The organism is Arcobacter thermotolerans, assembly GCF_983172305.1.
The window spans coordinates 91,322-112,954 of sequence record NZ_CFAFZJ010000004.1 but is presented as its reverse complement, the minus strand read 5'-3'; the positions used below and the strand labels follow the sequence as shown (position 1 = coordinate 112,954).

The following is a 21,633-nucleotide window of genomic DNA, read 5'->3' as shown; positions in this document are numbered from 1 at the left end:
TTTATCTACCTCAAAATTTCTTTTCTCAAAACCAAAAGTTTTAACTCTTCATCTACAAGTGGTAACCAATAATTTGATTTTGGAAACTCTATAAAAGTCTTTGTATCTTTATAACCTCTTCTATTGTAATACTCTTTTAGCTCAACTCTATTTGAGATTACTTCCATCACAAAACTAGATTTTTTCCAAAGTTTTTTTGCACTCTCTTCTGCAAAAGCTAAAATCTTTTTTCCTACTCCAAAGCTTTGAAAATCTGGATGAACTGCAAAAAGTCCAATATGTATATCTTCATCTTCTAGCTTTGTTTGAATTGTTGCTATTACTTTATCTTTTAATTTTGCTATATATGTAACTATATTTTTATTTTTTAAAATCTCATTTAGCATATCTTCATTTACTCTAATTCCACTAAGTAAGTGAGCTTCACTTGTCCAAGCATTTGGATTGTTTTCTCTATATGCTTTGTTTATTAGTTCTACAACTGCTTTTATATCATCTTTTTTAAATACTCTAAATTTTAAATCTTGCATAAAATCTCCATTTTATAACTCGTCCAAACTAGGAAGTCCAAAATTTTGTTTGGTTTTAAACTCTATTTCAAAACCTAAACTATCTAAAATCAAATCAAGAGTTTTAACACTTGTATTTCCAAGTTCACCCTTTTCAACTTTGCCTAAAGTTACTCTACTTATTCCACAAATATTTGCAAGTTCTTCTTGAGTTAGTTTTTTTTCTTCTCTTAAAATTCTAATTTTTTGCCCTATTTCATATAGTTTCATTTGGTATCTCCTTGTATGTTTTTTCATCAAGTGATAACTTCCAAATATTTAACATCTTTGTTCCAATCTCTTCAAAATTTTTATCATTTTTCAAATACTCTTCAAGCTCAAATATAGAGTTTTTCAAAGCTTTTATACAAAGTTCATATATTTCATTTGCTTCATTTTCATTTAAATAACAGTTTTGTATCCCAAACTTAAGAAGCTCTTTTTTCCCAAACCAAACTTTTTTTCCAAACATACTTAAAGCTGGTCTATCTTTGTGGAAATATACAACTGTATTTACCACATCATAAGCTGGTGCAAAGAAAATTTGTGAAAAATCACTACTATAAAGTATCCCAAAATTTTTAAGATGAGCATCACCATTTTTAAGCAAATAATTCATGATTATTAGTTTATAAAAGCTTTTCATATCTTCAAGTTTTTGAGTACTTACACTATAAATCACTTTTGATATTTGTTCATAACTTCCACTATATTTTTCATCTTTATTTTTCCCAAGCAGACAAAGTATCTCTTCAAAGCCCAAAAAACTATCAGTTTGTTTATCATAATTAAATCGCTCCACCAATAAAAATTTGCCATTTTTAGAAACTTTTATATTTGGGATTTTTACTTTTGTTTTAAGAATAGCTTTTAGACAAAAATACTCATTTAGCGCAAGTTGTGGATATTCATCCGCCCAAGTTTTTATTATGTACTCTTTTGAGATTAAACTCTCTTTATCTTCTAAAATTGCCAAAGATTTTGGATGAATCCCTGAGATTGCATTTTTATCCAAAAAAGTTGTAACAATTTTGTAAAATGTCTCTTGTGTATCATTTTGCATAACTTCATTTAAATCAAAAGAGAAAAACTCTTTTTTTTCAAACTCACTTTTGTATGTTAATCTACTTTGAATATTTGAACAAATATGAGAAAAAACTAAAAAATCATCAATATATCCATACTCTTTTGTCAAATATTTTTTAAAAAGTTCAAAAAGATAACCTTCTGGCATATTCATATCAAAAATTGGGTGAAGTTTATATTTCCAAATATAAGAGGAGCTTTTATAAGGCATAATCAAAGAGATTGGTTTATAATTTTTCAAATAATTAAATCCATATTGATTTTTATCTTTTTCAAAAAATAGTTCACCAACATTTGTATTATCTATATTTACATATATTTTTTCCATCTTTAACTCATAGTGATAAATTTACTTATCATTATAATATTTTTATCTAAAAATGTAAAGTAATTTTATCATTTTATATTTTAAGAGTTTATTTTTTTTTCTATCGAAAACTCAATAGCATTAGAAACAGCTTTTTTAGCTTGTGGGGAGTTTTTCCAGCAAGAACTTCCTAAAATATCTGAAACTATATCTGTTATCTCTTCTACACTGCTATTTGAAAGCTTTTCTAAAGAGTCAATTCCTATTTGTTCAAATCTTTTAATAACAGTTTCACCTACAAACTTTACTTTTAAAAGTTCTTCTTTTTCTTCTTTTGAAAATGCCATATTTTATCCTTTAAAAATCATTTATATAACTTGTATAATTTTCCATTTTTTATATTAAAATCATCATTACACTTATAGCCCAACTTTTTTAACAGTCCAATCAATACTTTTAAATACAATCCATGAGATATTATTAAAATAGTTTCATTTTTTTCATTTTATATTTTAGATACAAATTTCATTGCTCTATTTTTTGTATCTTTTTTGGTTTCATTTTTAGTAAAGTTAAAAAACCAAAGTATTCTTGATATAACTAACCAAAAAGATTTTGAAAATCTTAGTTTCGTTTTTGTAAAAGCAAAAGCTTCAACTTCAACTAACAAATCACTTATTTTATAATCAAGTTTTAAATAATTTGCTGTTTTGATAGCCCTATTTTGTGAACTAACATAGATTTTATCAAATTTTGGTAGATTTAGATTTAAATATTCTAAATCAAAATTATCATATTTTTCTATCCAATGTGTAAATTCATTTGAATTTAATCTTTTATTTGTACTATCTTTTACTTTGAAATGCCGAATTATATAAATAGTTTTCATATTTACTATTTATTTTTCCGATAAAAATGGAACATCAGGAAAAACATCTATCATTTCATCATAAGTTTTATTTTTTTTCAAAGCTTCAATTACAACATCTAAAGGTTTAGAATAAATATTTGGTAAATCAAACTCATCTTTTTCTAGTTTAAAAGCAAGTTGTTCCAAAGGTGGAGTAAACTGTGCATTTACACCTTTTTTATTTCCTCTTGCATCAACTTTATACCAACCAAACTCTTTTAGATAAATTGCATTTAATCCATGTAAACAATAAATATCTTTTTTATATTCACTACAAGATAATCTTTGATAGCAAAATCCAGTAGGAATACCATTTGCTCTTAAAAGTACAGCCAAAAGATGAGATTTTGCATAACACCAACCTGTTTTGTATTTCAAAACATCACTTGCTTTGTAAGTTGTAATTTCATCTTTGAAATCACCACTATGATGAATATTATCTCTTACATACAAAAAACAGTTTTTTGCTATTTCTTCATCTGTTTTACAATCTTTTGCCAACTCTTGTGCGAGACAAAAAATCTCTTCATTTTTAAAGTCAAATATTTGTGTCTCTTCTAAAAACTATTTCATTTTAGATTTTCAAACTCTTTCATCTCAAGGTTTATAAAACTATCAATCATCGTTCTATAAACATTTTCAACAACTTCTTCATTTGCACCAGTTATTTTTGCTAAATTTTTTACTTTAGAAATAACCTCTTCCACCCTTGTTGGTGCTTTTACAGAATCGCTATCTTTTTTAAACTTTGCTGCTTGTTTTACAAAACTACCTCTTAAAGCAATTAGTTTTACTATTTGCTCATCAATATTATTTATGTTATTTCTTACTTCTCGTATATTTTTACAAATCATTTTCTGCTCTTTTTTTTAATTCTTCATTCATTTTTTCAAAACCTTTTATTGTATTTATAAAAGTTTTTCCAAAAAATGGAATTAGAATTCCATTAAATTTTTCCCCTTGAGTAAAAGTACAAGTACCATCATTATTCTCTTTTATTAAAAAATAATGAAGTCCATCAAAAATCCCACTTACAAAAACTTTACCTAACCAACAAAGTTCATTATTTTCTTTAACTTTTAAAATCTTTGGTTTAAAACTCATCATTTTATAATCATCTACCTTTATTGTGATTTTTAAATTTTTATTTATTTCAGCTTGCCCATTTGCAGAAATTATAAAAGAATTCCAATTTTCATACTCTTCAAAATTTATAAGTACATTCCAAATTTTATTTGCTGAAGCATTTATATTTATAGTTGTTTCTATCTCTTTTCTAAACATTTTAAAACCTTATTTATATATTTAAACTAAATTCTACTATGTTGCATATAAATTAAACATTTTAAAAGTTTAAAAATGATAAAAAATATTATGCTAATCAGAAAAATTTTAAAATCAGATATAAAAAATTGTGCGGAACTTTACAAAGAAATATTTAACCAATCATTATGGGAAGAGTCTTGGACTTATGAAGAAGCAAATAATAGATTAAATTATATTTTTGAATCAAAAGGTTTTGTAGGATTTATTGCAACTTATGAAAATTTAATTTGGGGTTTTGTATTAGGAAATATTGAACCTTATACAAAAGGGAATGCATTTTATCTTAGAGAAATGTGTGTAAAAACTCAAAAACAAAATAAAGGTATAGGAAAAGAACTAATTTCGCATCTTCATCATGAATTAAAAAATTTAAAAATAGTGAGAAGTTATTTAATAACTCAACAAAATAGCCCTGCTTCAGATTTTTATCTAAGAAATGGCTACTTTTATCAAAAAGAAGATGGAGTTTATGAGAGTTTTTCTTTTAATTAAAAACTCTTAAGCTTTTAATATAATTATTAAATTGTATTTATATTAATCGTCTATTTTATTGAAACAAAAATCTCTACTTCATCTTCTTTTGCATATTTTTCAAAATCTATTTCAAAAGCTCTTTCATATTCGCTATTTTTTTCAAAATAAGCCCAAATCTCTTCCCACAATTCAACTACAACCATTGGAAGTTCACCTTGTTTTGTGAAAACTAAATATTTTTTGTCTTCAATAACAATAGCATTTTTTGGTTTTGTAACTTCAACACCAACAGTTACTTTGTAGTTTCCACTTGCGTCTGATTCATAATCACTATAAACGCCATACATAAAATCGCTATTTGTTTTGTCAAATGTTTTTTTATAAACATCTTTTTCAAAATATTCTTCCCAAAGACCTACTATTTTGCCATTTTCTTCACTCATTTCAAATTCATTATTTGTAACAACACTAATTCCTGAAATCATTAATTTTTTGATTCTTGTAACTTTCATTTTTACTCTTTGTGTTTTTATTTGCATTTTTATTTTTCAACTCTTTTTTTCAACTCTTTTTTTCAACTCTTTTTTTCAACTCTTTTTTTCAACTCTTTTTTTCAACTCTTTTTTTCAACTCTTCATTCATAGCTTCAAAATTCTTTTTTGTATCTAAAATCATTTTTTTAAAAAATGGAATCAAAATTCCACTAAAATTTTCACCATGAATAAAAGTGGATGTACCATCAAAATTATCTTTTACTATAAAATAGTGCTCTCCATCAAATATTTTTGGAATAAATAATTTACCTAACCATCTAAGTTCACTATTTTCTTTATACTTTAAAATTTTTGGTTTAAACACCATTGTTGAACCATTTATTTTTACAACAATTTTTAAAATCTCACCCTCATTTAGTACACCACTCACTTCATAAATAGCTGGATTCCAATTCTTATACTCTTCAAAATTTATTAGTTCTTGCCAAATACTTTTTGTATTAGATTCAATATTTATTTTTGTTTCAATACTATTTTTAAACATAATGTTCCCCCTAAAAATCTATTTTCTTAAATACTCCAAAGTCGCACTTATAATATCGTCATCATCTTTGCTTCTTGATTTTATTGTCTCTTTTACTCCATCAGATTTTATAAAAGTTATATTCATCTCATAAGAGCTGATTTGATTTATTCCTTTAGCAATAGCTAAAATTTTTATTAAAATTAACTCTAAAAACTGTTTTGTTGGAATATCTAGTTTTCCAAATCTATCTTCCATCTCTTCTTCAATTTCATATAAAGTCTCTTTACTCACAGCTTTACTTAACCTTCTATAAAGCTCTAGTCTTATTCTATCTTCACTTATATAATCTTCACTAATATATGCAGAAATTGCTAGTTTTATATCAATATTTTGTTCAGAGGTTTTTGTTTCTCCACTTAAAACTGCCAAAGTATCTTCAAGCATTTTAAGATACAGACCATAACCAATCTGTTTTATATGTCCACTTTGCTCAGCACCAATAATATTTCCACCACCTCTTATTTCCAAATCTTGGTGAGCAAGTGCTGTTCCACTTCCTAAATATGAGTTAGATTCCAAAGCAACTAATCTTTTTATAGCTTCAGGTGTTATTTTGCTCTTATCTTCAACTACATAGTAACAAAAACCCTCTTTGTTGCTTCGTCCAACTCTTCCTCTTAGTTGATGCAAATCAGCAATTCCAAATCTATCTGCTCCATCAATTATGATTGAATTTGCATTTGGTAGGTGAATTCCACTTTCTACAATAGAGGTTGCAAGTAAAATATCAAACTCTTTGTTTTCAAAAGCTTCAATTATTTTTTCTGTTGCATCTGCTTTTATCTGAGAGTGAATAATCTCTACTTTTATATTTGGGACAATTTGGAGTAAATCTTTTTTCTTAGCTTCAATAGAAGCTATATTGTTGTGAACATAAAAAAGTTGTCCACCTCTTCTTTTTTCTCTTAATATAACCTCTTTGATTAAAGCATCACTATACTCTTTTACAAAAGTTCTCACACCCAATCTCTCACTTGGAGGTGTAAGCAAACTACTCATTCCTTTTAGTTTTGATAGCGCAAGATTTAAAGTTCTTGGAATTGGTGTTGCACTCATAGAAAAAATATGAACATCTTCTCTTAAAGCTTTTAGTTTCTCTTTTTGTTTTACACCAAATTTATGCTCTTCATCAATTATCACAAGTGCAAGATTAGAAGTTTTTACATCAAGCAAAGAGTGCGTTCCAATTACCAGTTTTATAGAGCCATCTTCTAATCCACTTTTTATAATATTTTTCTCTTTTGTACTAGTTTTGCCATCTAACTTATAAACATCTATTCCAAACTCTTTAAATCTTTTTGAAATTGAGTGATAGTGTTGCGTTGCCAAAAGTGTAGTTGGACATACAAAAACTGTTTGATATCCACTATTTATAACAGCAAGTAAGGCATTCATAGCAACCTCAGTTTTCCCAAAACCAACATCACCACTTAAAAGCCTATCCATAACTTTTCCACTACTTAAATCAGCTAAAATCTCATTTATACTTCTAGTTTGATCCTTTGTATATTTAAACCCAGCAGATAATTGAAAATCTTTTATTAAATAATCATCTATATCTATTTTAATACCATTTACAAGCTCACGTGCTGCTGCCAGTCTTATAATGTCATTTGCTATTTCAAAAAGTCTATCTTTTACCTTCTCTTTTAATTTTGCAAAACTTCCACGACCAAGTTTATCAACTATTGCATAACTTTCACCATCTGCAACATATCTATCAATAGTATCAATATTTTCAACAGGAATTAAAAGTCTATCTTCACCTTGATAATTTATTACTACAAAATCTCTTTTTGCACCCATTATAGTAACTGGCTCAATTCCTTTGTAAACTCCAATTCCATGTTTCTCATGAACTACAAAATCATTAAGAACCAACTCATCAACAACTAGTTTTACTCTTTTTTTTCTCTTTTTCTTTATCTCTTTATTTAAAGAAATAATTAATTCATTGCTACCTAAAAGATTTATTATCTCATCACCAAAATGATATTTTATTGCTTTATCATCAAGTGGTAAATCAAGAGCTTTTACTCTTGCTTCACTAGTAGTTATAATCGTAATTTTTTTATCTTTATGAAAAGAGATAAACTCTTTTATATTTGATGGGCTTATCTCTTTATACTCTTTACTTGAATATATTTGAGGAATAGTTAAAAACTTATCTTTATTTAGCCTTTTTTCTTCAAAAATATATGCTTCATCTAGTTCATTTAGAGCTTCTTGTGTAATAAATGAATCCATATTTTGTGGTAAATAGTGTGCTAATTCATCTAAATACCAAAATCCCAAAGAGTGAATATCTTTTACAAAAGCATCACTTGAAGAGAGTTCTATTTTAGAGCTTAACTCTTCAAAACTATCTTGACTTAAAGCTAAAAATGCAGGAGTTATTGTAAAACTATCAAGCTCCTCTTTTTGTGATTTTTGATCTTCTATATCAAATTTTCTAATACTTTCTACTTCATTGTCAAACAAACTTACTCTATATCCAAAATCACTTCCAAGTGGTGCAATATCAAAAATATCTCCTCTTAAAGAGACTTCTCCAGAGCTTGTAACAATATCTACAAAATAGTATCCCCAGCTATAAAGTTTGTCTTTAAACTCTGATAAATCAAGATTATCAGCAAAACTAATTTTTAACTCAGCAAAACACTCTTTTTTGGGCATTGGAAAAGATATTGTTCTAATAGGCGAAATAAGTATTTTATCCTCTTTTTTATATGAGTAGAAATCTTGTAAAGATTTTGTAATATCTTGTAACTCATCGCTAAAAGAGAGTAAATCATCTTTAAAATTTGCTCTAAAATCAGCTAAAACAAATGGTTTGAAACCTAAAAAAGAGACTATATTTGAAGCTATTTGAGCTTGAGAATCATCATTTACTATTAGAAGCTGACACTTTTTTAAACTTTTTTCATCTTTTAGATTTTTTAAAAATTCATATATATTTTTCACTACTACTTAACTTCACTTAGTTCAAAATCATTTGTATTTTTATCATAAATATATGGTGGATATGGTGTTTCATTTAATAAAAAAACCAAAGAAGCATCTTCAAAACCACTTTTTTGTAAACCTTTTTTAAAAACTTCTAAAATATAAGCTTTTGTAGCAAAAGTTGTAGTTGTAGAGTTTCCTGTATAGACAAAATCCTCATTTTCTACTTTTATAAAACCCTCTTTTTTTACATGCTTTTCAAACTTATCTCTATCTTCTAAACCAACAACATCTAACAAAACTAAAACATCAATTGTAATCATCATAAACCTTGAAAAAAAATTGCAAGATTTTAACATAATATAGTTTTATGCTAAATTACCTATTTTTTTGCTATGATTATGTCAAACAATATAATATTAATCTTTATTAAAGGATTTTTGATGAACTATGAACTTCTAAGCCGTCTTGCTATGCAAGATTCAGAAAGGCTAAAAAGTGAAAATCTTATTTTAGTAAAAAAGATTGTTCTTCTTGAACAAGAGAACAAAAATTTAAAAGATTTTAACAATATTATTGAAAAAGAGAGAAATGCCTATAAAGAGCGTATTGGGCAAATCAAAAATGAAGCAAATGGCTTGATTATAGAAAAAAATCTTCTTTTAGATGAGATTATCATACTTGAAAATAAAATAAAAAAACTAGAAGAAAAATTATTAGAAAAAGAAGAAGATAGACAAGAAACAAACAATCTAAGACAAAAAATAAGAATTGATGAAGATGGAGAAATTATAAAAAACAAAGATCAAATAAGATCTAAAAATATATCAAAATCTGTTGAATTTTATTCTTAACTTCTCTATAGATGAAGTAGAGATTTATTCTACTTCTTTATCTATTTTTTGCAATGTTCTGCATAATAGTTACCAAATTTTGTTTTAGTTCCATCTTTGTGTTCACCAGCACTATATTTTGTAATCACAGGATTACACTCATCAATCCACTTATTTATCTCATAAATTTTTACAGTTTTAAATCCCATTTGTTTAAAAGCTTGTGCTTCAATAGCAGCTCTTGAGGCAGTATTACAAACTACAATTAATTTATCTTTTACAAACTTTTCATCATCATCTAAAACAATATTCTCTAAAGCTTTTTCAGGAGCTTCTCTTCCTACTCTAAAGCTTCCTTTTATAGAAGCTCCTGCCCACTCTTCCGTAGTTCTTACATCAACAACAGCCCAATCTTTAGCATTTAATGCATCTTTTACTTCTTGAGTTGTTGCCATCATTCCTGACTTTTTTGCATCTTCTTTTAATTTTTGACTAAACTTATCATAAGTTATAAAATCTGAAGCAAATAATGAACCAACTAAAAATGAACTCGCTATAAAAACTTTTACTAATTTCATAAAAACTCCTCTAAAAAATTATTTAAAGTTTATAGTAAAGAGTATTAAATTATAATAAAAAATTATATAAAAAATATTTATTTACATTATAATTATTTATAATACATAGCTTTATAACCTTCAAGCCTTTTTTTATAAGTTGAGTTTAGCATAGCATTTTTACTATCAAGGAAATCTATAGCTAAACACTCTTGATTTCCACGTCCTATTCGCCCTAAATATTGAATTAATCTTCCATAAAAAGATATTGGAGTTGCAAAAATAATTGTATTTAAATGAGGAAAATCTATACCTTCTCCAAAAAATGAGCTAGTAGCAAGTATAAGTGAACTAGTTTTAACTTTTTGCATATTTTCTACTTGCTCTTTTTTATTTTGGCTTCCATGAACACTAACAAAATCTATTTTTTCTTCTTTTAAAATATTTTCTAAAAGATTCAAGTGTTCAATTCTATCGCTTAAAAGTAATATTTTTCTATCTATATTCTCTTTTATTGTTTTAACTATTTGTCTATTTCTATCTTCATTTGAAACTAGTTCATTTATAATTGCTGCATAATTATCAGCACTACTTGTAAACTCTGTTTTTATTACAAGAAGCCTATTTGTATGAGTTTTTGGCTTTTTATACTCATAAGATATGTTTCCTAATTGTTGATATAGTATTGGGTCTAATTCATCTTTTCTATTTGGTGTTGCACTAAGCCCTAAAATATACTTTCCTTTAAAATTTTTTACAATCTGTTCAAATGTAAGTGCTGGAATATGGTGACACTCATCAACTATTACTTGTGTGTAATTTTCTACTAATTCTGGAATATTATTTAAACTCTGCATTGTGGCTATATCTATATTTCCATTAAGTCTATTTTGACTTTTTCCTAAAAATCCAATATCACTTTTTTTATATCCAAAATAGTCTACAAAACGACTAATCCATTGGTCAAGTAACATATTTTTATTTACAATAATAAGAGTTTTTACAGCTCTTTGTTCAAATATTTTTGCACCTATTAAAGTTTTTCCAAATCCTGGAGGTGCTACACAAATAGAACTATCGTACTTTAAAATCTCTTTTATAGCATCTTCTTGTTCAGCTCTTAGAGTAAATAAAATTCTCTTTGTCTCTATTTTTTCGAAAACTCTATTATCTATTATTTTATATTTAACCAAATTATAATTTAGATACTCAAATAGTTTCTCTTTTAAGCCTCTAGGAAGTGTTAAAAACTCACTACTCTCTTCATAACCTTTTAGATATTTTGGAGTATTGTATAGTGGTTTTCTAAGACTAAGAAGCAGTTTTATTTGAGGATTTTCAAAACTAGCAAATGATTTTAGTTTACTTATAAAACTTTTTGATAAGCTTTGTATTGGAAAATTGATTCCACTATCTAAAACTATATCTATACTATTTTGTGGAAAATCTACAGTTTTTAAATCTCTTTGTATATTTTGTGGTTTTAAAACTTGTGCAAAACTATAAATTTGTTCTTTACTTGCTTTTTTTATATTTGCTAAATAATTCCACTGATCATTAAAAACTTTTTTTGTATTAATATCCAAAAAAACTGTACGATTTTTGTTTCTATAAAAAAGTTGTAAAGGAAGTTCTATATAAGAGCCTAATTTTTCTTGTGTTGAAAACTCACTATTTGGATAAAGTTTTACACTAATGTTTGCTTTTTTTTGTAAAAAATATAAAAATGAAAAAGATATATTTGATGAAATTTTTTCTTTAAAAAATATCCAAGCAAAAATACTATTATATGAACTAAGACTATAAGAAGCAGAAATATTTAACTCTAACAAAGCTCTTTGAAGTTTAAAAACATCTTCACTGTTTAACTCTAAAACAACATATTTACACTCTTGTTTTTTATCTATTAAATATGAAGCTAAAAAGATATTTCCTCTTAAATGTTCTTCTAAATCTTTATTTGTAAGAGGTAAAAAATCATCACCCATAAATGTTTTACTAACAGGAGAAAAGCCCTCTTTAGTTCCATCTTTACTCTTCCATTTTTTAGCATAAATATCAGTTCTAGATATAAAAAGTTCTCTAAAAAGCTCTATTTTCTCATCTTTTGAAAACTCTTTTTTATCTTTTGATTTTTGATTTTTTAAAAAGTTTTCTAACTCTTCAATTTTTTCTTCAAGCTTTTGTTTTTGAAAGTATAACTCTTCTAACTCAAGCTCAACTGTTTTCATAACCTATTAGTCCCAAAAAATTTTCAACAACTAAAAAAGAGCCAAAAACCAAATAATCATTTTCTAAATCCATTGCTAATTTTTCAATCTCAATAAGTTCTAACTCTTTTATACACTTTTTCAAAATATCTTTTTTAACAATTCGTTTATCATCTAAAGGCAATATAAAAATCTCTTTTATGATTGGTTTTAAAACTTTTAAAACTTCAAAATAATCTTTATCTTCATAAGAGTTATAAATCAGAGTTATTTTTTTATCTTTAAACTCCTCTTTTATAACTTTCGCTGCCAAAGAGTTATGTCCAACATCTATATATAAATTTTTTCCTATTTTTTGACATCTTCCAAATAGAGGAGTTGTGTTAAAAATTTCAAGATTTATAGGCTTATTTTTAAAATCTGGTAACTCTTGTAAACATCTAATACTAAGTGCTAAATTTCTTTTTAAATATGAAGCAAAAACAAAATCATAATCTATTTCAAAATTTTCAACTTTTAAGATTTCAATATCTGTATTAAACTCTTCTTTTAACTCTTCTTTTACTTTTTGTGCAACTTCAAAAACCTCTTGAAACTCTTGGTAACCTATTATCATTTTTTTGTTTGTTGCTCTCATTTTTGTTCTTGCAATTTTTTCTATGCTATTTCCCAAAAAAGATATGTGGTCAAGCCCTATAGTTGTGATTAAACTTAGGTCATTTTTCACCACATTTGTAGCATCAAACTCTCCACCTAATCCTGCTTCAAGAACTAAATATTCACAATCTTTACTTAAATAAAGAGCTAAAAGAGTTGTATATTCAAAATATGTTAGTTTTAAAAGTAACTCTTCATCATAAATTCTAGTCAAAAATTCATGTGCATTTTGTAATAAATTATCACTAACATCAGCTCCATTTATCCAAATTCTCTCATTAAATTTTTTGATATGAGGGGAGCTATAATGAAGAGTTTTAAAGCCAGTTTTATATAAATAGTGAGATAAAAATCTTCCCGTGCTTCCTTTTCCATTTGTTCCAACAATATGAATAACAAAAGGAATTTTTATCTCTTTTTCTAAAATAGAAAAAGCTCTGTTTACAAAGCTAAAATCTATTTTGTCATAATACATGGTTTTATGATCTAAAAAACCACTTAATGATTTTGTTTTTAAACTCATTTTTATTTAAAAGAACTAACAGCAACTCTTGAAAGAATATCAGTAACTGCCATATCACTAGCTTTTGAAATAGCTTCAAACCTTTGTGTATCGTTTATACTACTTCCAATATCAACAGCAAAATCATACTCACCATCAACTGTAAAACTCTTTGTTTTTGATGTAGATTTATCAAAATATTTAACAGCTATTACTACATTTGCTTTATACAATTTATTGTAACCATCTTTATCATATTGTAAAGTTGAAAAACTAACTCTTGATATTTTTAAATCCATTATAATATCAGCTTGAGATTCACTATTTACCATATTAGAACCAACTCTTTGAATTAATATCTTAGTTACCGCATCTTTTACTAAAACAGAGTTTTTAGGATCAGATGATGTTACATCCAATCTTACAAATAAATCTTTACCTAACTCTTGTTTTGCATAGTATGCAGATGGTCTATATCCACAAGATGCCAAAAATAATATAGATACTAAAAGTAAAGAAATTGGTTTTAGAAATCTCATATTATGCCTTAATTACAATATTTACAAGTTTATTTGGCACAACAATCTCTTTTATAATTGTAGAGTTTTCTAACCATTTTTTAGCATTTTCTTTTGCTATTTTTAAAACCTCTTCATTTGAGCTATTTGGTGCTACTTCTATTTCGCATCTTTTTTTACCATTTACTGTAACAGCTAAAACTATACTATCTTTTTCAAAAACCTCATTTTTAACCTCTAAAGGTTTTTTAAAGTTTTCAAGATTAAAGTATTTGTTTGAAATATCCCAACAAACATGAGGAATAATTGGTTCCAAAATATTTGTTAAAATATAGTAAGCTTCTGCCCAAATAGCTTCATTTTTTTGTGATGATAAATAGTTCATAGCCTCCATACAAGAAGCAATTAAAGTATTAAAAGCATATGTTTTTGTTAAAACTTCATTTGACTTATTTAAGGCTTCATAAACTTTTTTTCTAGCCTCTTTTTCATCTTTGCTTAAACTATCTTGAGATATGTTTTTAAACTCTTTTAAACCATCTGAAGTTATATTAATAGCTCTTTCATAAAATCTTTTTATAAATTTATATGCACCTTCAACTGCACTATCATTCCACTCTAACTCTTTTGTTGGTGGTGCTGCAAAAAGTATAAACATTCTTGCTGTATCTGCTCCATATTTTTCAATTAAAATATCAGGATCTACAACATTTCCTTTACTTTTACTCATTTTTGTACCATCTTTTAAAACCATACCTTGTGTTAAAAGTCTTTTAAATGGTTCATTGGAATTTGTATAACCTAAATCTTTTAAAACTTTTGTGAAAAATCTTGCATATAAAAGGTGTAAAATAGCATGTTCTATTCCGCCAATATATTGATCAACATCCATCCAATAATCACTATCTTCTTTTGAAATTCCTTCTGTTTGCCATTTCTTATGATTTGTTGCATATCTTAAAAAGTACCAAGATGATTGCACAAAAGTATCTAATGTATCTGTTTCTCTTATAGCACTTTGACCACATTTTGGGCAAGAGCAGTGTTTCCAAGAAGGATGAAGATCAAGAGGATTTCCCTCTCCTGTAATTTCTACATCAAAAGGCAAGGCTACAGGAAGATTTTCTAATTTTTCAGGAACCAAGCCACAAGTTTTACAGTGAACAAATGGAATAGGAGCACCCCAATATCTCTGTCTTGAAACTCCCCAATCTCTAAGTTTAAAATTTACTTTTTTACTTCCATTTGAATTTTGTTCAAAGTGATACATTATTGCATTTTTTGCATCACTATTTTTTAGGCCAGTAAAACTTTCACTATTTATTAAAACTCCATCTCCTGTATAAGCAGCTGTTTGTTTTTCTATTAGTCCATCATCTCCAACAATAACTTGTTTTATCGGTAAATCATACTTTTTAGCAAATTCAAAATCTCTTTGGTCATGCGCAGGAACTGCCATAACAGCACCCTCACCATAAGAGCTTAATACAAAATTTGCAACCCAAACTGGTACTTTTTGTCCAGTTAATGGATGAATTGCTTCAATTTCTAAATCAATTCCCTCTTTTTCTTGTATTGCTCTATCTTTTTGAGGTACTTTTTGCATATTTTTAATAGCATTTAATTTATTTTTTGGCAATAACTCTTTTTCTAATATGTATTTTACAATTGGATGCTCTGGAGAAAGTGCTGTATATGAAACTCCATAAATAGTATCAGGTCTTGTAGTAAATACACTAAAATTTGCAAACATCTTATCAAGTTTTGCTCTTGTCTCTTTTGTTACATCAAATTTAAACTCTAATCCTTCACTTCTTCCAATCCAATTCTCTTGCATTGTTAAAACTTGAGAAGGCCATGAATTTTCAAGTGTTTTTAAATCATCAAGCAAAGTTTGTGCATATTTTGTAATTGCTACATAGTATCCTGGCATCTCTTTTTGTATAATTTCATTGTCACATCTCCAGCAACACCCCTCAACAACTTGCTCATTTGCCAAAACCGTTTGACAATCATTACACCAATTTACAGTTGCACTTTTTCTATATAAAACACCAGCTTCATACATTTTTATTATAAACTCTTGCTCAAATTTTGTATAAAGTTCATCACTAGTTGCAAACTCTTGATTTTCACTAAAAGATAGACCTAAACTTCTTAGCTCATTTCTCATATAATCTATATTTTCATAAGTCCATTTTTTTGGATGAAGTTTGTTTTTAATGGCAGCATTTTCAGCAGGCATTCCAAAACTATCCCAACCAATTGGATGAAGTACATTAAAATCATTTTTTCTAAAATGTCTGGCAAAAGCATCACCTAAACAGTAATTTCTAACATGTCCCATGTGAATTCTTCCACTAGGGTATGGGAACATACTTAATATATATTTTTTTGGTTTTGAAAAATCATCACTTGGCTCAAAAGATTTATTATCAATCCAAAATTTTTGCCACTTTTTTTCAATATCCTTCGCCAAATACTCCATTAATAATCTTCCTTTTCTTTATTTTTTGCACTTTCAATCATAGAAAGTATCATCGATACTACATTTGCAATTACCGCACCAATTGCAAGAGCAATAACGAAGTTAATATTTCCTGTAAAAACGAATACCAAAAATGCAGGAATCAAGTGTAAATCAGCAACTAATGAACAAGCCAAAAGCTCAGCTGCAAGAAGATTTTTTACACCAATTTTTAAAATTGTAGATATTACATTAACTCCACCTGCTATAAAAAGAGCTATTATATTTGGTTCATACAAAAAACCAGCCGTTGTTGTTAAAGACATTAATGTTAAGAAAATATAGGTTACCTTACCCCAGTCCATTTTTTTCCTTTTAACTATTTAAAATAAAGTATGTATATTAGCTAAAATTGTATAAAAAACTAATTTTAACTATATTGCAAACTTTATTTATAGATTACAGCACTTTTTTAATTTACTTTAGATATTATAAATTAATTTTTTTTTAGGAAAACAAATGGATTTATCTGTACTGTTAGGATTAATAGGTGCTATAACATCTATTTCCGTGGGAGTTATTTTAGAAGGTGGAAATCCCGCTGGAGTTCTTCATATCTCCTCATTTATTATAGTTATACCAACTGCAATGCTAGAGGCTGTTGTTGCAACTGATTCCAAATATGTAAAAGCAGCTTTTAAAGAGTTTAAAAATATATTCAAAAAGTCACCTGTGAATTTTGAAGCAAGAATTGATGAGCTAGTTGAATATGCAATAACTGTTAAAAAGCAAGGGGTTTTAGCCTTAGAAAAAGATGTTCAGGGTTTAAATCATCAATTCTTAAAAGAGGCTTTAAGTATGGTTGTTGATGGAAGCAAAGAGGAGCAAATTGAAGAACAATTAGAACCTGTAATTGAAGCAACAGAGGAGTACTATCACGGAGCTAGTCACTTTTGGTTACATGCTGGGGAAACATCTCCTACTATTGGGCTTGTTGGTGCTGTTTTTGGTCTAATTTTAGCTTTACAAAAACTTGATGATCCTCCTGCTATGGCAGCTGGAATTGCTGGTGCATTTACAGCAACGGTTATGGGAATTGCTGGTTCATATATATTTTTAGGACCTTGGGGAGTTAAATTAAAAGCTAAAGGGCATTTAGTTGTAAAAGAGCAATACTTAATACTTGCTGCTTGTAAAGGAATGGCAAGAGGTGATGCACCTGGTGAACTTAAATTGAAGTTATCTAAAATGGTAACTCCAATGCCTTTATAGGATTTTTTTTAAATGTCTAAAAAAAAGAAGTGTGAGTGCCCAGCTGGTGAGAAGTGGGCAGTTCCATATGCAGATTTTTTAAGTCTTCTATTGGCTCTTTTTATTGCTTTATACGCTTTAGCTTCTGTAAACATAGAGAAACAAAAAGCATTAAAAGAGGAGTTTATAAAAATTTATAAATTTCCATCTGCAAATATAGTTGAAGAGCAAACAAAACAAGAAAAAGCTATGACAGATGAACCAGTTGATGATAATGTTGAGGGTAAAAAAGTTATAGTTCATACTTTAGAGAATAAAGATGAACAAGAACAAAATCAAAATAAAGGTGCAAATTTAATAGAGCTTCCAAATGGTTCTTTAATGAGTGTTCCAGCACATTTAGCTTTTGAGAGTGGAAAATCAGAGATTACATCTGTTTTTGCAAATGATTTTTTAAGTAATTTAGCTAAATTAATAAATGCAATGCCTGAAGATACTGAAATAAATGTAAAAGGCTATGCACAAGATAGTGAGGTTAAAAACTCTAAACACAAAGATGCTTTAGAACTTTCAACAGCAAGAGCAAATAATGTAATAAGAGAGTTAGTAAAATACAATGTAAAACCTTCAAGACTATACTCAAGTGGTTTTGGAAGTAATAAAGAGTCAACTCTAAAAGATAAAAGTGTAGTTGTGTTTGAACTTCATTCAAATGGTCAAATTCAAAGTGAAGAAGATTTAAATTTAGAGACAATTTTTAATAAAATGAAAGAGTAATGCAAAGTAAAAAAAAGTTTAATACTATTCTTCCTACTCTAAAAAAGAGGTGCTGTTTTTTAAAGTTTATAGATTTTGAACCAATAGTAAAATATGGTTCAATCTTTATAATCTTAGTATCTATTTTTATTCAATCTTCAAATATAATTCAAAATAAAAACTTACTATTAAGTATTTTTTCACTCTTTTTTAATCTATTTTTTCTATTAATTATTTTACAAAAATTGGAGATGATAAAGATTGATTTTTTGAATATTTATGTAGAGAGTTCTCTAAAGTTTTTAATATTTATATATCTTATAAACTCTATTTTGTATCTTTTTATAAATAACTCATTTTATTCTTATATATATGCACCTTTAAATCTTTTTGGTGCATATTTTATATTTTTACTTTTAAAAAAAGATGATATTAGTTAAACATCTTTTTTAAAGCATCTCTTCTTTCTTGAATAGAGCTAGGGTTTTCGTTTATCTTTTTCTCATCTTTTGCATCGCCTAATACTATATTAAAAAGTATATAAACAGCGATAAATAAAACAACTATAATATAAATTAATACTTTTATTGAAGAATCCATTCTAAGTTACCTTTATTTAAACTCTTCCTTGTTCATACATAGCTCTTAATTTCTCTTTCTCTCTTCTATTTGCCTCTTTTATAGCTTGTTTACTTCTATAACTATCTGTGTTAAATCCTAAGAATTTAATAAATGGAGAAACGACAAAAATAGATGAGTAAGTTCCTATAATAATTCCAACAAATAGTGTAAATGAAAACGCATATATTATCTCCCCACCAAATAAAAGCATAGTAAGAACTGCTAATTGTGTTGTAGAAGATGTAAGAACTGTTCTTGAAAGAGTTTTACTTACAGAATCATTTATTAAAGCATCAAGCTCTCTCTCTTTTGTAATTTGTAAACTCTCTCTAATTCTATCATTTACAATAATAGTATCATTTATTGTATATCCAATCAAAGTTAAAATTGCAGCAATCATATCAAGATTTACATCTATTTTAAATAGACTAATAAGCCCCAAAGTAATAATAACATCATGAACAAGACCAATAACAGAAGCAATAGCAAATCTCCACTCAAATCTAAATCCAATATAAATAAGCATAGCCAATAAAGCCATAGTCAAAGCCATAATACCTTTTTCTCTTAGTTCTGCTCCAACTTTTGCACCAACCATATCTATTTTTCTTACCTCAAAATTTCCAGTTGGTTCTAATATTTTGTACATCTCATCACTAACATCATTTGTTACACTGCTTGAAGTACCTGTAAATCTTATAGTTATCTCATCAGCACTTCCAAACTCTGTTACATTTGAACCAGCATATTTACTATTTTCTAAAACTTCTCTTATTTTATCTAAAGGTGCAGCTTGTTCATATTTTACTTGAACAATAGTTCCTCCAACAAAATCAATACCATAGTTTAAACCTCTTGTAAATAGTAACACAAGTGAAGCTATAATTAAAATTCCAGATATAGTTAAAAAAGCAACTTTTTTACCCATAAAATCATAAGTTTTATTGTTGTTAAAAATCTCCATTATGCTACTCCAAACCATTTTTTATTGTTTTTATCTTTTGCAATTTTTGGCATTATTGCTTGATAGATACCATGTGTTCCTACAATAGATGTAAGCATTGAAGTTAAAATCCCTATAGAAATAGTTACAGCAAAACCTTTAATAGCTCCACTTCCATAAGCATACAATACAATAGCAACTAAAAAAGTTGTAATATTTCCATCCATAATAGCTCTAATAGCGTTTGAATAACCATCTTCTATAGCTTTTTGAACACTTGCTCCTGTTCTTAAAACTTCTCTAATTCTCTCATTTATAATAACATTTGCATCAATAGCCATACCTAATGTAAGAATAATTCCAGCCATACCTGGTAGGGTTAAAGTTGCACCAAAAAGAGCAATTACTGCTAAAAGAATAAATACATTTGCAATTAAAGCTATATTTGCAATAATTCCAGCTCTTCTATAATAAAACATCATAAATATAAAAATTAAAGCTGTTCCAGAGACTAAAGCTATCATTGAAGCTTTTATACTATCAGCCCCCAAAGATGGTCCAACACTTCTTTTTTCCAAAAGAGTTACGCTTGCCAAAAGTGCTCCACTTCTTAAAGCAATAGCAACATTTCCAGCTTCTTGTACTGTAAACCCTCCAGAAATTTGACCACTTCCTCCACCAATTCTCTCATTTATATTTGGTGCAGAGTAAACTTTTCCATCTAAAACAATTGCTAACCTTTTTCCTACACTTTTAGCAGTAAAATCACCAAAAATTCTAGCTCCCGCACTATTTAAAGTAAAATTTATAATTGGTTGATTTGATTGACTAAATGCAACTTGAGCATCTACAACTTGACTTCCATCCAAAATTGGTATCTCTTTTACAAGATATTTTTTATTTGAATCATTTGTATCTTCTAAAATAACATCTCCAAAAGCAGCTGCCTCTTTACTTGTCATTTGATATACTCTATCCATTCTCTCTTCATCAACTGCCATTAGTTCAAGTTTTGCAGCTTTTGAGATTAAATCCCTTGCTGCTTTTTCATCACTAGCTGTTTTAATTCCTGGGAGTTGAACAACTATATCACTATCACCTTGTCTTACAACTGTCGGTTCACTAAGCCCAAATTGGTCAAGTCTATTTCTAATAGTCTCAACAGCTTGAGCAACAGAGTAATCTTTTGTTTTTATTATCTCTTCAGCATTTAGAGAAACTTTATACTCTAAATCTTGTTTAACTATATCTAAACCCTTTATTTCTGAGAGCATTTTATCCATTTTAGCCATTTCATCAATATCTAAAATTGAGAAATAAATAGAGTTATCACTAACAGTCAATCCGTCAATAAGCAACTCTTCATCATCACTAAAATATTTAATAGCAGTTGCAATTGATTTTGTTTTTGAAGCTACCGCCTCTTCAGTGTTTACACCCAAAAGCATATGAAGTCCACCTTGAAGGTCAAGTCCTAGATTTACTTTTTTACCATAATCTGTTTGCATTAAAGATGGAATAGCAAAAAAAACACCAAATATAATACTAATTAAAAAAATTGTGAGTTTAAAATTAAAAATTTTCAATATAAATCCTTATTTATAGGGAGAGAATTTAAGATATGAAAATCATATCTTAAAT

Annotated in this window: 26 protein-coding genes; 5 read left to right on the top strand and 21 right to left on the bottom strand. The window is 27.4% G+C overall.

Going from position 1 to position 21,633, the window contains the following annotated elements; genetic code table 11:
* Nucleotides 1-5 precede the first annotated feature (5 nt).
* The 8 genes from AC5LG6_RS04835 to AC5LG6_RS04800 all read right to left on the bottom strand — a co-directional run bounded on the left by AC5LG6_RS04835 (nucleotide 6) and on the right by AC5LG6_RS04800 (nucleotide 4,135).
* Entirely contained in the window at nucleotides 6-530 is a 525-nt protein-coding gene (locus AC5LG6_RS04835; protein WP_498585843.1) for a GNAT family N-acetyltransferase, read from the bottom strand.
* 12 nt (nucleotides 531-542) lie between these two features.
* Complete coding sequence (locus AC5LG6_RS04830) at nucleotides 543-779, bottom strand: helix-turn-helix domain-containing protein (RefSeq protein ID WP_066220556.1); 237 nt, start codon at nucleotides 777-779, stop codon at nucleotides 543-545.
* Entirely contained in the window at nucleotides 766-1,962 is a 1,197-nt protein-coding gene (locus tag AC5LG6_RS04825; protein WP_498585842.1) for a type II toxin-antitoxin system HipA family toxin, read from the bottom strand. The genes AC5LG6_RS04830 and AC5LG6_RS04825 overlap by 14 nt, the downstream gene beginning before the upstream one ends.
* Nucleotides 1,963-2,042: 80 nt before the next feature.
* A complete protein-coding gene (locus AC5LG6_RS04820; protein ID WP_260899402.1) occupies nucleotides 2,043-2,288 on the bottom strand; it encodes a helix-hairpin-helix domain-containing protein in 246 nt (81 codons plus the stop codon).
* 158 nt (nucleotides 2,289-2,446) lie between these two features.
* Nucleotides 2,447-2,830: a histidine phosphatase family protein gene (locus AC5LG6_RS04815; RefSeq protein WP_498585841.1), complete on the bottom strand. Its 384-nt coding sequence runs from the start codon at nucleotides 2,828-2,830 to the stop codon at nucleotides 2,447-2,449.
* Nucleotides 2,831-2,839: 9 nt separating this feature from the next.
* A complete protein-coding gene (locus tag AC5LG6_RS04810) occupies nucleotides 2,840-3,352 on the bottom strand; it encodes a transglutaminase-like domain-containing protein (protein WP_498585840.1) in 513 nt (170 codons plus the stop codon).
* Nucleotides 3,353-3,420: 68 nt separating this feature from the next.
* Nucleotides 3,421-3,705: a chorismate mutase gene (locus AC5LG6_RS04805; RefSeq protein WP_115588415.1), complete on the bottom strand. Its 285-nt coding sequence runs from the start codon at nucleotides 3,703-3,705 to the stop codon at nucleotides 3,421-3,423.
* Entirely contained in the window at nucleotides 3,695-4,135 is a 441-nt protein-coding gene (locus AC5LG6_RS04800) for an SRPBCC domain-containing protein (RefSeq protein WP_115588414.1), read from the bottom strand. The genes AC5LG6_RS04805 and AC5LG6_RS04800 overlap by 11 nt, the downstream gene beginning before the upstream one ends.
* 75 nt (nucleotides 4,136-4,210) lie before the next feature.
* On the opposite strand from AC5LG6_RS04800, the gene AC5LG6_RS04795 reads away from it, so the two are divergent.
* On the top strand, nucleotides 4,211-4,669 hold the full coding sequence (locus tag AC5LG6_RS04795; protein WP_152057632.1) for a GNAT family N-acetyltransferase: 459 nt from the start codon (nucleotides 4,211-4,213) through the stop codon (nucleotides 4,667-4,669).
* A 50-nt stretch (nucleotides 4,670-4,719) separates the two neighbouring features.
* On the opposite strand, the gene AC5LG6_RS04790 is transcribed toward AC5LG6_RS04795, so the two are convergent.
* The 4 genes from AC5LG6_RS04790 to AC5LG6_RS04775 all read right to left on the bottom strand — a co-directional run bounded on the left by AC5LG6_RS04790 (nucleotide 4,720) and on the right by AC5LG6_RS04775 (nucleotide 9,000).
* Nucleotides 4,720-5,190: a GyrI-like domain-containing protein gene (locus AC5LG6_RS04790; protein WP_498585839.1), complete on the bottom strand. Its 471-nt coding sequence runs from the start codon at nucleotides 5,188-5,190 to the stop codon at nucleotides 4,720-4,722.
* A gap of 61 nt (nucleotides 5,191-5,251) precedes the next feature.
* The gene (locus AC5LG6_RS04785; protein WP_498585838.1) at nucleotides 5,252-5,689 is read right to left on the bottom strand and encodes a hypothetical protein; all 438 of its coding nucleotides are present in this window, start codon (nucleotides 5,687-5,689) and stop codon (nucleotides 5,252-5,254) included.
* A gap of 18 nt (nucleotides 5,690-5,707) precedes the next feature.
* Complete coding sequence (mfd, locus tag AC5LG6_RS04780; protein ID WP_498585837.1) at nucleotides 5,708-8,695, bottom strand: transcription-repair coupling factor; 2,988 nt, start codon at nucleotides 8,693-8,695, stop codon at nucleotides 5,708-5,710.
* Nucleotides 8,696-8,697: 2 nt separating this feature from the next.
* Entirely contained in the window at nucleotides 8,698-9,000 is a 303-nt protein-coding gene (locus tag AC5LG6_RS04775) for a hypothetical protein (RefSeq protein ID WP_120985922.1), read from the bottom strand.
* A gap of 120 nt (nucleotides 9,001-9,120) precedes the next feature.
* Here AC5LG6_RS04775 and AC5LG6_RS04770 point away from each other — a divergent pair, with 120 nt between their 5' ends.
* Entirely contained in the window at nucleotides 9,121-9,531 is a 411-nt protein-coding gene (locus AC5LG6_RS04770; protein WP_498585836.1) for a hypothetical protein, read from the top strand.
* A gap of 41 nt (nucleotides 9,532-9,572) precedes the next feature.
* Here the strand turns inward: AC5LG6_RS04770 and AC5LG6_RS04765 are convergent, their stop codons facing one another.
* From AC5LG6_RS04765 to AC5LG6_RS04740, 6 genes are all read right to left on the bottom strand, one after another.
* Nucleotides 9,573-10,088, bottom strand: coding sequence for a rhodanese-like domain-containing protein (locus AC5LG6_RS04765; RefSeq protein ID WP_498585835.1), 516 nt, complete (start codon nucleotides 10,086-10,088; stop codon nucleotides 9,573-9,575).
* Nucleotides 10,089-10,180: 92 nt separating this feature from the next.
* Nucleotides 10,181-12,298, bottom strand: a complete 2,118-nt coding sequence (locus AC5LG6_RS04760; RefSeq protein ID WP_498585834.1) for a TOTE conflict system archaeo-eukaryotic primase domain-containing protein — start codon at nucleotides 12,296-12,298, stop codon at nucleotides 10,181-10,183.
* Nucleotides 12,285-13,457, bottom strand: coding sequence for a Mur ligase family protein (locus AC5LG6_RS04755; protein WP_228280872.1), 1,173 nt, complete (start codon nucleotides 13,455-13,457; stop codon nucleotides 12,285-12,287). Before AC5LG6_RS04755 ends, AC5LG6_RS04760 begins: the two co-directional genes overlap by 14 nt.
* A 2-nt stretch (nucleotides 13,458-13,459) precedes the next feature.
* The gene (gene lptE / locus AC5LG6_RS04750; protein ID WP_498585833.1) at nucleotides 13,460-13,975 is read right to left on the bottom strand and encodes an LPS assembly lipoprotein LptE; all 516 of its coding nucleotides are present in this window, start codon (nucleotides 13,973-13,975) and stop codon (nucleotides 13,460-13,462) included.
* 1 nt (nucleotide 13,976) lies between these two features.
* Nucleotides 13,977-16,442 carry a leucine--tRNA ligase gene (gene leuS / locus AC5LG6_RS04745; protein ID WP_498585832.1) on the bottom strand — a complete coding sequence of 822 codons (2,466 nt, stop codon included), beginning with the start codon at nucleotides 16,440-16,442 and terminating at the stop codon, nucleotides 13,977-13,979.
* A complete protein-coding gene (locus AC5LG6_RS04740) occupies nucleotides 16,442-16,786 on the bottom strand; it encodes a DUF6394 family protein (protein ID WP_498585831.1) in 345 nt (114 codons plus the stop codon). The genes leuS and AC5LG6_RS04740 overlap by 1 nt, the downstream gene beginning before the upstream one ends.
* 154 nt (nucleotides 16,787-16,940) lie before the next feature.
* Between AC5LG6_RS04740 and motA the strand changes: the two genes are divergently transcribed.
* Genes motA through AC5LG6_RS04725 form a run of 3 tightly spaced genes read left to right on the top strand, consistent with a single transcriptional unit; the run spans nucleotide 16,941 to nucleotide 18,868 of the window.
* Complete coding sequence (gene motA, locus AC5LG6_RS04735) at nucleotides 16,941-17,693, top strand: flagellar motor stator protein MotA (RefSeq protein ID WP_498585830.1); 753 nt, start codon at nucleotides 16,941-16,943, stop codon at nucleotides 17,691-17,693.
* A 12-nt stretch (nucleotides 17,694-17,705) separates the two neighbouring features.
* Complete coding sequence (gene motB, locus AC5LG6_RS04730; RefSeq protein WP_066220532.1) at nucleotides 17,706-18,449, top strand: flagellar motor protein MotB; 744 nt, start codon at nucleotides 17,706-17,708, stop codon at nucleotides 18,447-18,449.
* Nucleotides 18,449-18,868, top strand: coding sequence for a hypothetical protein (locus AC5LG6_RS04725; RefSeq protein WP_498585829.1), 420 nt, complete (start codon nucleotides 18,449-18,451; stop codon nucleotides 18,866-18,868). The genes motB and AC5LG6_RS04725 overlap by 1 nt, the downstream gene beginning before the upstream one ends.
* Here the strand turns inward: AC5LG6_RS04725 and AC5LG6_RS04720 are convergent.
* Genes AC5LG6_RS04720 through secD form a run of 3 tightly spaced genes read right to left on the bottom strand, consistent with a single transcriptional unit; the run spans nucleotide 18,861 to nucleotide 21,578 of the window.
* Nucleotides 18,861-19,028 (bottom strand): hypothetical protein, encoded by a 168-nt coding sequence (locus AC5LG6_RS04720; protein ID WP_164702519.1) that lies wholly within the window; start codon nucleotides 19,026-19,028, stop codon nucleotides 18,861-18,863. The genes AC5LG6_RS04725 and AC5LG6_RS04720 overlap by 8 nt on opposite strands.
* A 16-nt stretch (nucleotides 19,029-19,044) precedes the next feature.
* A complete protein-coding gene (secF, locus tag AC5LG6_RS04715; RefSeq protein ID WP_498585828.1) occupies nucleotides 19,045-20,013 on the bottom strand; it encodes a protein translocase subunit SecF in 969 nt (322 codons plus the stop codon).
* Nucleotides 20,013-21,578 carry a protein translocase subunit SecD gene (secD, locus tag AC5LG6_RS04710; RefSeq protein ID WP_431394504.1) on the bottom strand — a complete coding sequence of 522 codons (1,566 nt, stop codon included), beginning with the start codon at nucleotides 21,576-21,578 and terminating at the stop codon, nucleotides 20,013-20,015. Before secD ends, secF begins: the two co-directional genes overlap by 1 nt.
* Between the last annotated feature and the right edge of the window lie 55 nt (nucleotides 21,579-21,633).

Bases quoted from the DNA above. Each gene is read 5' to 3' on its own strand.
- AC5LG6_RS04835 (WP_498585843.1), bottom strand. From the start codon at position 530: ATGCAAGATTTAAAATTTAGAGTATTTAAAAAAGATGATATAAAAGCA.
- AC5LG6_RS04775 (WP_120985922.1), bottom strand. From the start codon at position 9,000: ATGATTACAATTGATGTTTTAGTTTTGTTAGATGTTGTTGGTTTAGAA.
- AC5LG6_RS04755 (WP_228280872.1), bottom strand. From the start codon at position 13,457: ATGAGTTTAAAAACAAAATCATTAAGTGGTTTTTTAGATCATAAAACC.
- AC5LG6_RS04800 (WP_115588414.1), bottom strand. From the start codon at position 4,135: ATGTTTAGAAAAGAGATAGAAACAACTATAAATATAAATGCTTCAGCA.
- AC5LG6_RS04760 (WP_498585834.1), bottom strand. From the start codon at position 12,298: ATGAAAACAGTTGAGCTTGAGTTAGAAGAGTTATACTTTCAAAAACAA.
- AC5LG6_RS04825 (WP_498585842.1), bottom strand. From the start codon at position 1,962: ATGGAAAAAATATATGTAAATATAGATAATACAAATGTTGGTGAACTA.
- AC5LG6_RS04765 (WP_498585835.1), bottom strand. From the start codon at position 10,088: ATGAAATTAGTAAAAGTTTTTATAGCGAGTTCATTTTTAGTTGGTTCA.
- AC5LG6_RS04815 (WP_498585841.1), bottom strand. From the start codon at position 2,830: ATGAAAACTATTTATATAATTCGGCATTTCAAAGTAAAAGATAGTACA.
- motA (WP_498585830.1), top strand. From the start codon at position 16,941: ATGGATTTATCTGTACTGTTAGGATTAATAGGTGCTATAACATCTATT.
- AC5LG6_RS04785 (WP_498585838.1), bottom strand. From the start codon at position 5,689: ATGTTTAAAAATAGTATTGAAACAAAAATAAATATTGAATCTAATACA.
- AC5LG6_RS04830 (WP_066220556.1), bottom strand. From the start codon at position 779: ATGAAACTATATGAAATAGGGCAAAAAATTAGAATTTTAAGAGAAGAA.
- AC5LG6_RS04795 (WP_152057632.1), top strand. From the start codon at position 4,211: ATGATAAAAAATATTATGCTAATCAGAAAAATTTTAAAATCAGATATA.
- AC5LG6_RS04720 (WP_164702519.1), bottom strand. From the start codon at position 19,028: ATGGATTCTTCAATAAAAGTATTAATTTATATTATAGTTGTTTTATTT.
- AC5LG6_RS04805 (WP_115588415.1), bottom strand. From the start codon at position 3,705: ATGATTTGTAAAAATATACGAGAAGTAAGAAATAACATAAATAATATT.
- AC5LG6_RS04820 (WP_260899402.1), bottom strand. From the start codon at position 2,288: ATGGCATTTTCAAAAGAAGAAAAAGAAGAACTTTTAAAAGTAAAGTTT.
- AC5LG6_RS04770 (WP_498585836.1), top strand. From the start codon at position 9,121: ATGAACTATGAACTTCTAAGCCGTCTTGCTATGCAAGATTCAGAAAGG.
- motB (WP_066220532.1), top strand. From the start codon at position 17,706: ATGTCTAAAAAAAAGAAGTGTGAGTGCCCAGCTGGTGAGAAGTGGGCA.
- secF (WP_498585828.1), bottom strand. From the start codon at position 20,013: ATGGAGATTTTTAACAACAATAAAACTTATGATTTTATGGGTAAAAAA.
- lptE (WP_498585833.1), bottom strand. From the start codon at position 13,975: ATGAGATTTCTAAAACCAATTTCTTTACTTTTAGTATCTATATTATTT.
- AC5LG6_RS04740 (WP_498585831.1), bottom strand. From the start codon at position 16,786: ATGGACTGGGGTAAGGTAACCTATATTTTCTTAACATTAATGTCTTTA.
- AC5LG6_RS04790 (WP_498585839.1), bottom strand. From the start codon at position 5,190: ATGCAAATAAAAACACAAAGAGTAAAAATGAAAGTTACAAGAATCAAA.
- leuS (WP_498585832.1), bottom strand. From the start codon at position 16,442: ATGGAGTATTTGGCGAAGGATATTGAAAAAAAGTGGCAAAAATTTTGG.
- AC5LG6_RS04725 (WP_498585829.1), top strand. From the start codon at position 18,449: ATGCAAAGTAAAAAAAAGTTTAATACTATTCTTCCTACTCTAAAAAAG.